Source organism: Burkholderia sp. AU28863 (assembly GCF_002223195.1).
GTDB lineage: Bacteria > Pseudomonadota > Gammaproteobacteria > Burkholderiales > Burkholderiaceae > Burkholderia > Burkholderia sola.
Genome location: NZ_NKFE01000003.1, coordinates 1,240,703 through 1,254,839, shown reverse-complemented (window position 1 = coordinate 1,254,839; position 14,137 = coordinate 1,240,703). Strand labels below are relative to the sequence as shown.

14 protein-coding genes and 1 pseudogene are annotated in these 14,137 nt (G+C 70.3%); 7 read left to right on the top strand and 8 right to left on the bottom strand.

The features are described from left to right. Positions 1-9 precede the first annotated feature (9 nt). From cobG to CFB81_RS08150, 5 genes and pseudogenes are all read left to right on the top strand, one after another. Entirely contained in the window at positions 10-1,371 is a 1,362-nt protein-coding gene (gene cobG / locus CFB81_RS08175; RefSeq protein ID WP_306427153.1) for a precorrin-3B synthase, read from the top strand. Further along, positions 1,364-1,992: pseudogene (locus CFB81_RS08170) on the top strand (precorrin-8X methylmutase). The gene cobG and the pseudogene CFB81_RS08170 overlap by 8 nt, the downstream one beginning before the upstream one ends. Then, positions 1,989-2,723, top strand: a complete 735-nt coding sequence (locus CFB81_RS08165; protein WP_069620718.1) for a precorrin-2 C(20)-methyltransferase — start codon at positions 1,989-1,991, stop codon at positions 2,721-2,723. Before CFB81_RS08170 ends, CFB81_RS08165 begins: the two are co-directional and overlap by 4 nt. Next, a complete protein-coding gene (gene cobJ, locus CFB81_RS08160) occupies positions 2,720-4,435 on the top strand; it encodes a precorrin-3B C(17)-methyltransferase (RefSeq protein ID WP_089435019.1) in 1,716 nt (571 codons plus the stop codon). The genes CFB81_RS08165 and cobJ overlap by 4 nt, the downstream gene beginning before the upstream one ends. Positions 4,436-4,779: 344 nt before the next feature. After that, positions 4,780-6,135: a chitinase gene (locus CFB81_RS08150; RefSeq protein ID WP_069620716.1), complete on the top strand. Its 1,356-nt coding sequence runs from the start codon at positions 4,780-4,782 to the stop codon at positions 6,133-6,135. A 102-nt stretch (positions 6,136-6,237) separates the two neighbouring features. On the opposite strand, the gene CFB81_RS08145 is transcribed toward CFB81_RS08150, so the two are convergent. The 4 genes from CFB81_RS08145 to CFB81_RS08130 form a co-directional block, all read right to left on the bottom strand. Then, on the bottom strand, positions 6,238-6,981 hold the full coding sequence (locus CFB81_RS08145) for an IclR family transcriptional regulator (RefSeq protein ID WP_069620715.1): 744 nt from the start codon (positions 6,979-6,981) through the stop codon (positions 6,238-6,240). Positions 6,982-7,041: 60 nt separating this feature from the next. After that, positions 7,042-8,208, bottom strand: coding sequence for an acyl-CoA dehydrogenase family protein (locus CFB81_RS08140; RefSeq protein WP_089435017.1), 1,167 nt, complete (start codon positions 8,206-8,208; stop codon positions 7,042-7,044). Between the two features lie 37 nt (positions 8,209-8,245). After that, positions 8,246-9,547 carry a CitMHS family transporter gene (locus CFB81_RS08135; RefSeq protein ID WP_089435016.1) on the bottom strand — a complete coding sequence of 434 codons (1,302 nt, stop codon included), beginning with the start codon at positions 9,545-9,547 and terminating at the stop codon, positions 8,246-8,248. Positions 9,548-9,675: 128 nt separating this feature from the next. Continuing rightward, positions 9,676-10,839, bottom strand: coding sequence for a CaiB/BaiF CoA-transferase family protein (locus tag CFB81_RS08130; RefSeq protein ID WP_089435015.1), 1,164 nt, complete (start codon positions 10,837-10,839; stop codon positions 9,676-9,678). A 274-nt stretch (positions 10,840-11,113) separates the two neighbouring features. On the opposite strand from CFB81_RS08130, the gene CFB81_RS08125 reads away from it, so the two are divergent. After that, entirely contained in the window at positions 11,114-11,374 is a 261-nt protein-coding gene (locus CFB81_RS08125) for a hypothetical protein (RefSeq protein ID WP_089435014.1), read from the top strand. Positions 11,375-11,531: 157 nt separating this feature from the next. Next, a complete protein-coding gene (locus CFB81_RS08120; RefSeq protein ID WP_089435013.1) occupies positions 11,532-11,954 on the top strand; it encodes an NUDIX hydrolase in 423 nt (140 codons plus the stop codon). 39 nt (positions 11,955-11,993) lie between these two features. Here CFB81_RS08120 and CFB81_RS08115 read toward each other — a convergent pair whose 3' ends face one another. The 4 genes from CFB81_RS08115 to CFB81_RS08100 all read right to left on the bottom strand — a co-directional run bounded on the left by CFB81_RS08115 (position 11,994) and on the right by CFB81_RS08100 (position 14,128). Continuing rightward, positions 11,994-12,320, bottom strand: a complete 327-nt coding sequence (locus tag CFB81_RS08115) for a low molecular weight protein tyrosine phosphatase family protein (protein ID WP_089435012.1) — start codon at positions 12,318-12,320, stop codon at positions 11,994-11,996. 27 nt (positions 12,321-12,347) lie between these two features. Beyond that, a complete protein-coding gene (locus tag CFB81_RS08110) occupies positions 12,348-12,980 on the bottom strand; it encodes a DUF1993 family protein (RefSeq protein WP_089435011.1) in 633 nt (210 codons plus the stop codon). A gap of 25 nt (positions 12,981-13,005) precedes the next feature. Then, positions 13,006-13,458, bottom strand: a complete 453-nt coding sequence (locus CFB81_RS08105) for a YaiI/YqxD family protein (RefSeq protein WP_069620707.1) — start codon at positions 13,456-13,458, stop codon at positions 13,006-13,008. A gap of 61 nt (positions 13,459-13,519) precedes the next feature. Next, the gene (locus CFB81_RS08100; RefSeq protein WP_089435010.1) at positions 13,520-14,128 is read right to left on the bottom strand and encodes a VWA domain-containing protein; all 609 of its coding nucleotides are present in this window, start codon (positions 14,126-14,128) and stop codon (positions 13,520-13,522) included. Between the last annotated feature and the right edge of the window lie 9 nt (positions 14,129-14,137).

Genomic DNA, 14,137 nt, shown 5'->3' with positions numbered 1-14,137 from the left:
TCGTCCGTCGTGCGCCCGTCGGCCTGCCCGGGGCTCGTGCGCGTGGTCGCGGCCGCCGACGGCGGACTGTGCCGGATCAAGCTGCCGGGCGGCCGGCTCGACGCGCGCCAGGCGCGCGCGATCGCGGCCGCCGCGCGCCGGTACGGCTCCGGTGAGATCGATGCGACCAATCGTGCGAATCTCCAGTTGCGCGGCATTCGCGACGGCGCGGCCGATGCGCTGATTCACGCGCTGCTCGACGCAGGGCTCGGCCCGCGCGCAAGCGCCGAGAACGCCGCCGTCGATGCGGCCGCGCTCGCGGCGAGCGACGACGTTCGCAACCTGATGCTGAGCCCGCTCGCCGGGCACGACCCCACCGCGCTCGTCGATAGCCACGCGCTCGCCGGGCCGCTGCTCGACATGCTGGCGAGCGAGCCGCGTCGCGGCGAACTGTCGCCGAAATTCTCGATCCAGCTCGACGGCGGCGAAGCGGTCGCGGCGCTCGATCATCCGCACGACATCTGGCTGGCCGCATGGCGTCGCGGCGACGGCGCGGTACGTCTCGCGGCGGGGCTCGCCGGCTGTCCGCCGGTTGCGCACGGCGACCGGCACGCGTCGGTCGACGTGTCGATCGATCAGGGCGTCGCACTGGTTCGCGCGTTGCTGCTCGCGTTCCTCGATCTCGCGCCGGCCGACGTCACGCGGATGCGCACGTTGCTGGCGACGTGCGACGAACCCACGCTGCTCGAGCGCGCGCAGCACTATCTGCCCTTCCCGCTCGCGGCCGATCCGGCGCTTGCCGACTGGCGGCGCACGCGTGCCGACCCTGCGTTGCGTTTCGGCGCACACCCGTCGCGGGACGCCGCGCGTTGCAGCGTCGGCGCGCAATTCGCGCTCGGGCGGCTCGACGCGACGCAACTGGAACGGCTCGCCGCGCTGGCCGAAGCCGACGGCGACGGCACGCTGTCGATGACGCCGTGGCAAGGCATGTTCATGCACGGCGTGCCGAACGCACGTGCGGCGGCGATGCGCGAAGCCCTCGCGTCGCTCGGCCTCGTGTGCGCACCATCCGACCCGCTGGCGACGCTCGTCGCCTGCACCGGCAGCGCGGGCTGCGCGAAAGCGCACGCCGACACGAAACACGATGCGCTTGCGCTTGCCGCGCGCGTCGGCCATCCGCTTGACGTGCATCTGACCGGTTGCGCGCGCCGCTGCGCGCTGCCGCACCCCGCGGCCCACACGCTCGTCGCGGTGGCGCCTGCGCACTACGACCTTTACCGGCGCGACGCGGCCGCGGGCCTTGGCGCCCCGCTCGCGCGCCATCTGACAATTGACCAGGCCGCGGCCCGACTGACGGGCGCGCGGCACAACCAGGACACCACCGATGCTTGACTACATTCGCGACGGGCAGGAAATCTACTGCCAGTCGTTCGCGACGATCCGCGCCGAGGCCGACCTGTCGCAGGTTCCGCCCGACCTCGAGAAACTCGCGGTGCGCGTGATCCATGCGTGCGGGATGGTCGACGTCGTCTGCGACCTGCGCTTCTCGGTCGGTGCCGGCACGGCGGGCCGCACGGCGCTCGCGGCCGGCGCGCCGATCCTGTGCGACGCGAGGATGGTCGCCGAAGGCATCACGCGCGCGCGGCTGCCCGCGGCCAACCGCGTGATCTGCACGCTCGGCGAGCCGGCGGTGCCGGACCTCGCGCAACGCGCCTCGGCAACACGCGTTCGGCCGCCGCGCTCGAACTGTGGCGTCCGCATCTCGCGGGCAGCGTCGTCGTGATCGGCAACGCGCCGACCGCGCTGTTCCACCTGCTCGACATGATCGACGCCGGCGCGCCGCGCCCCGCGCTGATCGTCGGTTTCCCGGTCGGCTTCATCGGCGCGGCCGAATCGAAGGCGGCGCTCGACGCCGACAGCCGCGGCGTGCCGTACGTCACGCTGCTCGGCCGGCGCGGCGGCAGCGCGATGGCCGCCGCCGCGGTCAATGCGCTTGCGACGGAGGTCGAATGACGAGCGCGCGCGGACGGCTGTTCGGCGTCGGGGTCGGCCCCGGCGATCCCGAACTGATGACGATCAAGGCGCTACGCGTGCTGCAGGCGGCGCCCGTGGTCGCGTATTTCGTCGCGAAGGGCAAGAAAGGCAACGCGTACGGCATCGTCGAGGCGCACCTGCTCGACGCTCAGACGCAACTGCCGCTGGTCTACCCGGTTACGACCGAGGCGCTGCCCCCTCCGCTGTGCTACGAGACGGTGATCGCCGATTTCTACGACACCGCGGCCGAGATCGTCGCCGCGCACCTCGATGCAGGCCGCGACGTCGCGGTGATCTGCGAAGGCGACCCGTTCTTCTACGGCTCGTACATGTACCTGCACGACCGGCTCGCGCCGCGTTACGACGCCGAGGTGATTCCCGGCGTATGCGCGATGCTCGGCGGCACGGCCGTGCTCGGCCAGCCGCTCGTCTATCGCAACCAGAGCCTGTCGGTGCTGTCGGGCGTGCTGCCCGAGCACGAACTGCGCGAACGCCTCGCGCGGGCCGACGCGGCCGTCGTGATGAAGCTCGGCCGCAATTTCGACAAGGTGCGGCGCGTGCTCGACGAACTCGGGCTCGCGAAGCGCGCGCTGTACGTCGAGCGCGCGACGATGGCGAACCAGCGCATCGTGCCGCTCGACGAAGTCGATCCGATGGCGTCGCCGTATTTCTCGCTGCTCGTCGTGCCGGGGGAAAAATGGCAAGGATGACGACGCCGCCCGCGATCGTGATACTCGGCGCGGGCGCGCTCGATACCGCGCGACGTATCCAGGCGCGTTATCCAGGCGCCCTCGTGCACGGTCTCGCATCGCGCGTCGATGCCGACGTGCCGTTCGACGAACTCGGCGCGCACCTGCGCGAACTCTATGCGCGCGGCTCGCCGATCGTCGCGCTGTGCGCGGCCGGCATCGTGATCCGCTGCCTCGCGCCCGCGCTTGCCGACAAGGGCATCGAGCCGCCGGTGCTCGCGGTCGCGGAGGACGGCTCGGCCGTCGTGCCGCTGCTCGGCGGGCTGACGGGCGTCAACGTGATCGCGCGCGAAATCGCCGCATGCGTCGGCGTCGCGCCCGCGATCACGACGAGCGGCGAACTGCGCTTCGGCGCGTGCGTGCTCAATCCGCCGGAAGGCTATGCGCTCGCCGATCTCGCGCAGGGCAAGCGCTTCGTGTCCGACCTGCTCGCGGGCGCATCGACGCGCATCGACGGCGCCGCGCCGTGGCTCGACGACGTCGCGCTGCCGCGTGATGACGCGGCCGCACACGCGATTCGCGTGACGCCCGATGCGTGGCGCGGCGCGCACGACGAGCTCGTGATTCATCCGCGCAGCGTGGTGGTCGGCGTTGCCGCGGATGCGGTGCATGCGGACGAAGCGCTGGCCGCGCGCATCGAAGCCATGCTCGACGCACAGGGGCTCGCGCGGCTGGCGCTCGCGGCCCTTGTCGCGCCCGCATCGGCGATCGGCGAACCCGTGCTGGAAGAAGCGGCGAGCACGCTCGATGTGCCGCTGCGTTTCGTCGATAGCGACAGTAATCGCCACGCGCCCGCCGACGCCACCACGCTGGTCGGGCGCGCATTACGCGTCACCCACACGCTGCGTGAAGAATCGCACGGCCTCGCGTGCGCGATCGCATCGCATCCGGTCGATCCAGCCACGCTCGGGCGCGCACGCGGCCGCCTGACGGTGCTCGGCCTCGGCCCGGGCGGCGCCGCCTGGCTCACGCCGGCCGCGCGCGCGGCGCTCGCGGACGCGACCGACATCCTCGGCTATACGACCTACGTGAACATGGCCGGCCCGTTTCGGGCGGACCAGCGCGTGCACGGCACCGACAACCGCGAGGAAATGCAGCGTGCGCGCCATGCGTTCGAACTGGCGACCGAGGGCCGTCGCGTGGCGGTCGTGTCGTCGGGCGACCCCGGCGTATTCGCGATGGCCGCAGCCGTACTGGAGGCGCTCGACGACGCGCGCGACCCGCGGTGGGCCGCGATCGACCTGCGCGTGGAGCCCGGCATCTCGGCGTCGCTCGCGACGGCGGCACAGGCCGGCGCACCGCTCGGCCACGATTTCTGCGCGATCTCGCTGTCGGACAACCTGAAGCCGTGGGACGTGATCGAGACGCGCCTGCGGCATGCCGCGCAAGCCGATCTCGTGATGGCGTTCTACAACCCGATTTCGCGCGCGCGGCCGTGGCAGCTCGACCGTGCGCTCGATATCGTGCGCGCGCATCGGGCGACCGATACGGTGATCGTGCTCGGCCGCGACATCGGCCGGCCCGGCGCGACGCTTTCGACGACGACCCTCGGCGCGCTGCGCGGCGACCAGGTCGACATGCGCACGATGGTGATCATCGGTTCGTCGACGACGCGTCGCTTCGCGATCGGCAACGCGCGCGAATGGGTCTATACGCCGCGCTGGTATCGCTGAGCGCAGTGGCACCCGCCGGGTTGCGCATGTCGCATCCGGCGGCGTTCGCACGAATGCGCATGCGCGCGAGCGAGCCGTTGATCGGCATGCCGGTTCGCTGGAACCGGTCCATCCGCGCGGCGTCGCGCGATCGATCGGAAAAAGTGCCCTCCGCGCGTTTCGATCTTCGACCGAATCGGCAAGTTCGTTACGTATCGGGAATCGAATAACAAAAAGAAGAACAACTAAGTTTCCTATTCGATGCGAATCCTCCAAGATAGGCACGCCGCCGGCGGGACACGTGCGTTGCCTGCCGGCGACGATACGCAGGCCAGCGTATCCCTCTTCCACTTGGAGAACACAGAATGAACAACAATGTGTTGCCGCGTTTCATTCCGCGTGCGTTTGCCGCGGGTTGTCTGCTCGCGATGGCGAGCGTGTCGCAAGGGGCCGGCGTCTATGCGCCCTATGTCGACGTGACGCTTTATCCGACACCGTTGGTCGATCAGATCGGCGTGCGCCAGGGCATCCAGCAGTTCACGCTCGCGTTCGTGGTCGCGGGCAACGGCTGCGTGCCGTCATGGGGCGGCGTCCAGCCGATCGGCAATGGCGCGAGCGGCGGGCTGCTGACCGCGCTGTCCACGTCGATCGCGAGCTACCGTGCGAAAGGCGGCGAGGTCGCCGTGTCGTTCGGCGGGGCGAACGGCACGCCGCTGATGCAGGCCTGCTCGACGGTTCCGGCGCTGAAGACCGCGTACCAGACGGTGATCGACACGTACGGCCTCACGCATATCGACTTCGACATCGAGGGCGCGTCGCAGCAGGACACGGCGGCGATCGCGCGCAACTTCCAGGCAGTCGCGCAACTGCAGGCCGACTACGCGGCGAAGGGCAAGCCGCTGCACGTGACGCTGACGCTGCCGACGATGCCGACCGGGCTCACGCAGGACGGTGTGAACGTCGTCAACGCAGCCATTGCGAACAAGACCGCGTTCGACGCGGTCAACGTGATGGCGATGGATTACGGCCCCGCGAACATCGACATGGGCGCCGCCGCGATCAGCGCCGCGCAGGCGCTCTATTCTCAGCTCGACACGGCGTTCAAGTCGGCCGGCCAGCCGAAGACCAACGCGCAGCTGTGGCAGATGGTCGGCGTCACGCCGATGATCGGCGTCAACGATGTGCAGGGCGAAACCTTCACGCTCGCGAATGCGCAGACCGTGCTGAACGCGGCCATCGCGAACGGCTACGGCTTCTTCGGCAACTGGTCGGTCGGCCGCGATCAGGCGTGCCCGTCCGGCGGCACGTATGCGTCGCCGACCTGCTCGGGCGTCGCGCAGCAGCCGTACGCGTTCGCGACGATCTTCAAGAAGCTCGACGGCAAGTGGGGCGCGGGCGTCACGCAGGACCCGAACTACGGCGGCGGCTCGGACGGCGGCACGCCGCAGCCGGGCGCACCGTGGGCGGCCGGCCAGGTCTATACGGCCGGCGCGACGGTCACCTACCAGGGCACCACGTATCAGGCGCAGTGGTGGACGCAGGGCGACGTGCCCGGCCAGGCGGCCGTGTGGAAGCCGGTCAGCGGCGGCACGCCCGCGTGGTCGGCGACGACCGCCTATCAGGGCGGCACGTGCGTGACGTATCAGGGCGCGAAGTATTGCGCGAAATGGTGGACGCAGGGCGACAACCCGAGCGCGGGCGGCGTGTGGGTGAAGTCGTGACGGGGCGACACGCTCGCGCGTGACGCGCGGCGGGCCGTGGCCGGCGTGGCGGGATCGCACCCCGCCGACGGCCCGCCGCCGGCGCCGACGCGCGCCGCTGCCCTACCCGCGCGCGTGCTCGGCCTGCAGCCGCGCTTTCGCGTCGACGAGCAGCGCCGCATGCGTGTCGCGATGCTGGCGGATCCGCTCGGTCGGCCCGACGACCGACAGCCCGTACCAGTCGCCGTCGAGCGTCAGCGCGACCGCGATCGCCGACAGCTCGGGTGCGCTCTCGCCGAAGTTCTCCGCCCAGCCGAGTTCGCGAAACCGCGCGGTCTGCGCGACGAGCGCCGGAAGGTCGGCCACCGTCGCATCGGTAAAGCGTTCGAACGGCAGTTGCGCGCCGAGCGCCTGCTGCGCGTCGCTCGCGAGTTCCGCGAAGATCGCCTTGCCGATCGAGTTCGCATGCAGCGGCCGCAGCTCGCCCGGCTGGCGCGTATAGCGGATCGCCTGCTCGGATTCGACGACGTCGAGATACGTGACCGACGCGCCCTGGATCTTGCCGAGGACGGCCGTTTCGCGGCTCGCGTCGCGTAGCGCGACGAGATGCGGATGCACGATGTCGACGACCGGATCGGTCGCGTCGATCGCGGCGGCGACCGTCTGCAGGCGCCGCGTCGGATAGTAGCCGCCGCGCCTGCGCACTTCGTACAGATAGCCGCGGCTCACGAGCGTGCGCGCCATCGCGAGGCAGCTCGACGCCGGCACGTTGAGCAGGCGCGCGAGTTCGGTGAGCGGCAGCGGCCGCCGTTCGGCGGCGAACAGCTCGAACAGGTCGAGCGTGCGGGCAACGAGTTTGACGTCCATGGCGAGCGCTTGATTCGGAACGGGAAACCGCGCGCCGGGCGGGCCGCCGGGTCGCTACGGTCAGTACGACTTCGGCAGCCCGAGCACTTTCTCCGCGATGTAGCACAGGATCAGTTGCGGACTCACGGGCGCGAGCCTCGGAATCATACACTCGCGCAGATAGCGCTCGACGTGGTATTCCTTCGCATACCCCATCCCGCCGTGCGTCGCGATGGCCGTCTGGCACGCCTGGAACGCGGCTTCCGCGCCGAGGTATTTGGCCGCGTTCGCCTCCGCGCCGCACGACTGGCCGGCGTCGTAGCGCGTCGCGGCCTTCATCACCATCAGCCACGCGGCCTCGAGCTGCATCCACGCTTGCGCGAGCGGATGCTGGATCGACTGGTTCCGCCCGATCGGCCGGCCGAACACCACGCGCTCGCACGCATACTGCGTCGCGCGGCGCAACGCGGCCTGCCCAAGCCCGATCGCCTCCGCGGCGATCAGGATCCGTTCGGGGTTCAGCCCGTGCAGCAGATAGCGGAAACCGTCGCCTTCGTTGCCGATCAGGTCGTCGCGCGACACGCGCAGGTTGTCGATGAACAACATGTTCGAATCGACCGCCTTGCGGCCCATCTTGTCGATTTCGCGCACCTCGACGCGCGCCCGGTCGAGGTCGGTATAGAACAGGCTCAGCCCGTCGGTCGGTTTCGCGACCTGATCGAGCGGCGTCGTGCGCGCGATGATCAGCATCTTGTTCGCGACCTGCGCGGTCGAGATCCAGATCTTGCGTCCGCTCAGCACGTAGTAATCGCCGTCGCGGCGCGCCTGCGTGCTCAGGTGCGTGGTGTCGAGGCCGGCGTCGGGCTCGGTCACCGCGAAGCACGCCTTGTCGCGTCCGGCGATCAGCGGCGGCAGGAAGCGCGCCTTCTGCGCGTCGTTGCCGAACACCTGCACCGGGTTCAGCCCGAAGATGTTCATGTGGACGGCCGACGCGCCCGACAGGCCGGCGCCCGACGCGCTGATCGTGCGCATCATCAGCGCCGCCTCGGTCATCCCGAGTCCGGCGCCGCCGTAGGCCGGGTCCATCGCGATGCCGAGCCACCCGGCGTCGGCGAGCGCCGCGTGGAAATCGGCCGGAAACCCGCCCGCGCGATCGCGTTCGAGCCAGTAGTCGTCGCCGAAGCGTTCGCAGATTTTCTCGATCGCGCTTTCGATCGCGCGCTGGTCGTCGGTCAGGTCGAACTGCATGGACTGCTCTCCCGGAAAGCGTGAACGGCCGCGCCGCTCACAGTGGAAACAGGCCCGTCGCGACCGCGGCGAAGACCATCAGCACGGTGGCGGCGAACAGGAACGGAATCGTGAATTTCTGGTGCTCGGCGAGCTCGACGCCGGTCAGGCCGACGATCAGGAATGTCGCGGGCGTGAGCGGGCTCACCGGAAAGCCCGTCGTCATCTGGCCGAGCAGCGCGGCCTGCGCCATCTGGATCGGCGGCACGCCGAGCAGCTTGCCGCTCTCCGCGAGCACCGGCAGCACGCCGAAGTAGAAAGAATCGGGATCGAACAGCAGACTCAGCGGCATCGACAGCAGCCCGAGCACGAACGGCATATGGCGCGCATGCTCGACCGGCACGTGCGCGACGACGACCTCGGCCATCGCCTTCAGCATCCCGGTGCCGGACATGATGCCGGTGAACGCGCCGGCGGCGAGCAGCACGCTCGCCATCATCAGCGCGGCCTTCGCATGCGCGTCGATCCGCTCGCGCTGCGCGTGCACGTCCGGATAGTTGATCACCAGCGCGGCGACCGTGCCGAGCATGAACATCACCATCGGGTCGACGATGCCCGACACCAGCGTGGCGAGCACGACGAGCGTCAGCGCGACGTTGGTCGCGAAGCGTCCCGGCCGGCGCAACGCGCGTTCGGCGTCGGTCAGCTCGCGCGGCGCGATCGCGAGCGCGGCCGCGCCGGCGCGGTCGAGCCCGAGCCGTTTCGCCTCGCGCACGCCGAGCACCCAGGCGGTGCCGAACACGAACGCGAGCCCGACGATCTGCACCGGAATCATCGGCGTGAAGATCGCCGAACCGGGAATGTGCAGCGCCGCCGACGCGCGCAGCATCGGCCCGACCCACGGCAGGAAGTTGACGCCGGCCGCCATCGACGCGACGCATGCGAGGATGCGGCGATCCATCCCGAGCCGTGTATAGAGCGGCATCATCGCCGGCAGCGTGACGAGAAACGTGACCGCGCCCGAGCCGTCGAGATGGATCAGCAGCGCGAGCAGCGCCGAGCCCATCACGATGCGCGGCGGATGGCAGCCGATCACGCGCAGCACGCCCGCGATGATCGGGTCGAGCATGCCGGCATCGGTGAGGATACCGAAAAATAGAATCGCAAAAACGAACATCCCGGCGATCGGGCCGATGTTCTGTACGCCGTGCACGACGAACTTGCCGGTCTGCAATCCGAAACCGGCCGCGAGCGACGCGGCCACCGGCACGACGATCAGCGCGACGAGCGGCGACAACCGCTTCGTGATGATCAGGCCGAACAGCGCGACGATGGCGAGCGCGCCGATCCATGCGAGCATGATGCGTCTCCTCTTCAGCCGGTGCGCATGTCGGTGCGTGTCGATGCGCGGCCCGGCGTGATGTCCGAACGGGGGGGTGCCGGCGCGTGCGGCCGTGCGCCGCCGGGCGGCACGGGCGGCGATGCCGGTCAGGTGCGGCGGTGGTCGTCGTTGCCGTTGTCGTCCGCGAACACCTGCGCCGCATGTTCGTTCAGCGCGGGCGGCGGCCGCCGGTACGTGGCCGGCGTGCGGCCGAGCTTGATCGGCGACGCGATGCCGCGATGCCGGCCCAGCTCGACCTTCATCCGCCGGTGCGCGACATGCGGATGGTCGAGCGCCGCGTCGAGCCCGAGCACGGGCGCGCACGGCACGCCGCGGCGCATCAGGTGCTCGGCGAGCGTCGCGCCGTCGTGCGCGGCCAGCGCCGTTTCGAGCAGCGCGCGCAGCGCGGCGCGGTTCTGGCTGCGCGCGCGGTTGTCGGCGAAACGCGGATCGTCGAGCCAGTCGCGCGTGCCGAGCACGTCGCACAGCGCGGCGAACTGCCCGTTGTTGCCGACCGCCAGGAAGATGTCGACGCCCGCCGTCGGAAAGCTGTCGTACGGCGTGATGTTCGGATGCGCGTTGCCGGTGCGCACGGGCGCGTTGCCCGAATGAAAGAAGTTCGGCGTATGCGGATGGAGGATCGACAGCGCGCAGTCGAACAGCGCCGATTCGACGAACTGGCCACGCCCGCTCGCATCGCGCTCGCGCAGCGCCATCAGCACGCCGAGCGCCGCGTTCAGCCCCGTGACGAGATCGACGATCGGCACGCCGACGCGCAGCGGCGCACCGCCGGCTTCGCCGTTGACGCTCATCAGCCCCGCGAGCGCCTGCACGGCCGCGTCGTAGCCTGGCAACCCGCCGAGCGGGCCATCCGCGCCGAAACCCGACACGCGGCAATAAACGAGGCGCGGAAACCGCGCATGCAGCGCGTCGAACCCGAGCCCCCAGCGCTCCATCGTGCCGATCCTGAAGTTCTCGACCAGCGCGTCCGCGTGTTCGAGCAGGCCGAGCAGCCGCTCGCGATCGGCCAGCTGCGTCAGGTCGAGCGCGATGCCGAGCTTGTTGCGATTCACGCCGAGGAAGTACGACGCGGTGTCGCCGTCGAACGGCGGGCCCCACGTGCGCGTCTCGTCGCCGGACGGCGGTTCGACCTTGATCACCTCCGCGCCGTGGTCGGCGAGGATCTGGGTCGCGTACGGGCCGCCCAGCACCCGCGACAGATCGATGATGCGCAATCCCGCCAGCGCGCCCTGCTGCTCGTGTTCCGCCATGCGTCTCGCTCCTGGTTCCGGTCGATCGGACTGCCGGTTCCGGTGGCCCGGCGCTTGCGCGCGGCTTGTCCGGATTCGACGAATAATTCTTGTATGTGAATTTATATTCACACTCAGGAATTGCGTTGTCAAGCCCGGATGCACCCGGCCCCGGCGCGGCTCACGTCGCCGCGCGCAAGGGGGACGATCGAACGCGGGCCGGTTGCGGTGGCGCCCCGCCGTTCGCTAAGCTGACGGGCCACGTTCATCCCGAACGATACGAGGCGAAACATTCATGAAACGATTGTGGCTGGCGGCCTTCGTGCTGGCGTCGACGCTGGGCGTCGCGCATGCGCAGAACCAGACTTTCCATTTCGGCGAAGGACAAACCGGGATGCCGGGCACTGCGCCGCATGCCGCCGCGCCGGCGGCCCGGCCCGCGCCCGCCCGTCGGCACGTGACCGCGCCGTCGCCCCATCACCGGCGTGCCGTTCACAAGCGCCGCCATTCGCGCCGCGCGAAGCCGACGCGCAGCGGGATCTACACGCACGCATGAGCTGTCGGCCGTTCCGTCGTGTGATCTCGGTGCACGGAACTGTCACGAACGGCCGGTAACATCGGCGCGGCGGCTTGCATGCCGTCGCCGCCTGCTGTCGGACAACGGCCGCCGGCGTGCACTTCTCTCCACGATTCAGCACCTGTCTTGCCAGAACATGAGCACCGGGCCGGATACCCTCGCCGTCATCGAGGAACGCGCCACGATCGTGTGCCGCCAGCGCAGCAGCGTGCTGCTGGTCGCGCGCACCGCGGCGCGCTGGTCGCTGCCGGGCGGCACGATCCGGCGCGGAGAGGCGCCGCTCGAAGCCGCGCGGCGGGAACTCGCGGAGGAAACGCGGCTCCAGGGGCTCGCGCTCGACTATGCGGTGCAGTTCGGCGGGCTGACGAAACTGCATCACGTGTTCGTGGCCGACGTGCCGGCGCACCTGACGCCGCGCGCGAGCAACGAGATCGCCCACTGCAAGTGGTTCGCCATCGACCGGCTCGACACGCTACGGGCGAGCGTGCCGACACGCAAGATCATCGAGCTGCTGCGGCTCGACTGTTTTTCTGCGTTCGTCAGCGAGCCGCTTCGCTGAAGTCGATACCGGCGCAGGCTCGGGCACGGATTGCGGCGACTACCCGCGCAGGAACGGGCCGGCCTTGCGTTCGAGCAGCGCGACGAGTTCGGGCTGCATGAACGCGTAGCGGTCGGGGATATCGAGGCAGACGATCTTCTTGTGCTTCAGATGCGCACCGAATTGCGCCGACAGTCGCGCCTTGTGTGCGCGCTCCATCACGAACACGATGTCCGCCCAGTCGAGCTGCTCGGCGGACAGCCGCACGTCCGCGTCGGGCGCGAGGCCCGCGGAGTCGGTTTCGATGCCCGGCCACGCGGCGAACACCGCTTCGGCCGTCGGGCTGCGCAGCCGGTTGCGGCTCCAGATGAACAGAGCACGTGTCATGTCGCTTCGCGGCGGCCGACGGCCGGCTCAACCCTGCGGAATCGTGCCCGGCCGCACGTACGCGAGCATGTGCGGCACGTAATCGGCCTTGCCGAGTTCGACGCCGTGATGGCGCAGGATCGCGTACGCGGTGATCGCGTGAAAGTAGAACTGCGGCAGCGCCCAGTCGCGCGCGTACTGTTCACCCGTCATGTCGAACGCGATCCCGTTCGGCATCTCGAGCGAGATCGGCAGCGCAGCGCCGCCGTCGAGCGCATCCGGTGCGAGTTCACCGAGAAAGGCGAGCGTGCCGGCGATGATCGCCTGCGCATCGGCCGGCGAGCCGGGTTGCGCATCGGCGTTCCAGCCCGCCTCGCGCAATGCGAGCAATGCCGCCGGCAGCGGTTCGCCGCGCAGCCGGTGCACCGGCTCCATCGCCTGGAAACACGAGAAGCGCACCTGCGCGGCGAGCGGATACATGTCGGGCGCGAGCCTCAGCGTCATCGCCGCGTCGGGTTCGTCGCCGGCGGCCTGCCGGTGGGCGACGGCCTTGTCGAGCCACGCCGACTGGGCGCGCAGCATCTGGGTGTAGGTCGGAACGAGAAGTTGGGTCGGTGACACGCGTGCGCTCCTGTGCTGGGGTTCGGGCCACACGATAGCAGCGTCGGCGCGAACCTGCATCCTGACCGGGCGCAGACGCGTGCCGTCACGGCTTGCCGTGCCGCGCGAGGAACCGGTCGAGCTGCGACGCGAACGTCTTGCCGTCGCGCGCGCTGAACGGCGCCGGCCCGCCCGTGTCGATGCCCGCGCTGCGCAACTGGTCCATCATCGCGCGCGTCGACAGGCGTTCCTCGATGTTCTCGCGGCTGAACCAGTTGCCGCGCGGGTCGAGCGCATGCGCGCCCTTGTCGAGCACGGCGGCGGCCAGCGGGATGTCGGCGGTGATCACGAGGTCGCCGGGTTCCGCCAGCTCGACGATGCGCGCGTCGGCCACGTCGAAGCCGGCCGGCACCTGCACGGCCTTGATGAACGGCGACGGCGGCGTACGCAGAAACTGGTTCGCGACCAGCGTCACGCGGATTTCGGCACGACGCGCGGCGCGAAACAGCATGTCCTTGATGACGGCCGGACACGCGTCGGCATCGACCAGTACTTGCATGGCGGGAGTTTCCAGTGGGCGGAAGCAGAAGCGGCGATCATAGCGCACCGCCGGCCGGCCATCAGCCGGCGAGATCCGTGCGAAGCGCGTCAGCCGTCACCCACTGCGCGCCCCAGGCCGCGGCGAGCCGCGCACCCTGCCCGATTCGCACGGCCGCATCGTCGAAGTCGACGAATACGACGTGATCGGCCGCCGCGGGTTTGGCCGGCATCTCGCGCGTGCGCCCGTCGGACAGCACCCACAGCCAGCGCGCTTTGCCGGGCTCGCGCCGCGCGTCGCGGGCGAGCAGCTGCGCGGCGGTCGCGATGCCGTCCGCGAGCGGCGTGCCGCCGCCGCCGTCGACCGGTTCGAGCCAGCGCGCGTTCCACCAGCGCGGCACGGCCGGGCCGAAGCGCCGCGCGGCACCGTTGCCGCCGAAGCAGACCAGCGCGGTTTCGACACGTGCGCGCGCAGCCTGATCGAAATACGCGACGATCAGCCCCTTCGCGAGCGCGAGCCGCTCGTGCGACAACATCGACGCCGAACAGTCGAGCACGAAGCAATGCAGCGCGTGCGGCATGCCCGCGCGCTTCCGGTAGCGCAGATGCTCGCGATGCAGCGGGCCGCCGCGTTTCGCGGCAAGCGTCGCCGGCCACGCGACGGCCGTGCCGGCGCGCACCGTGCCCGGCACGCGCGCGGC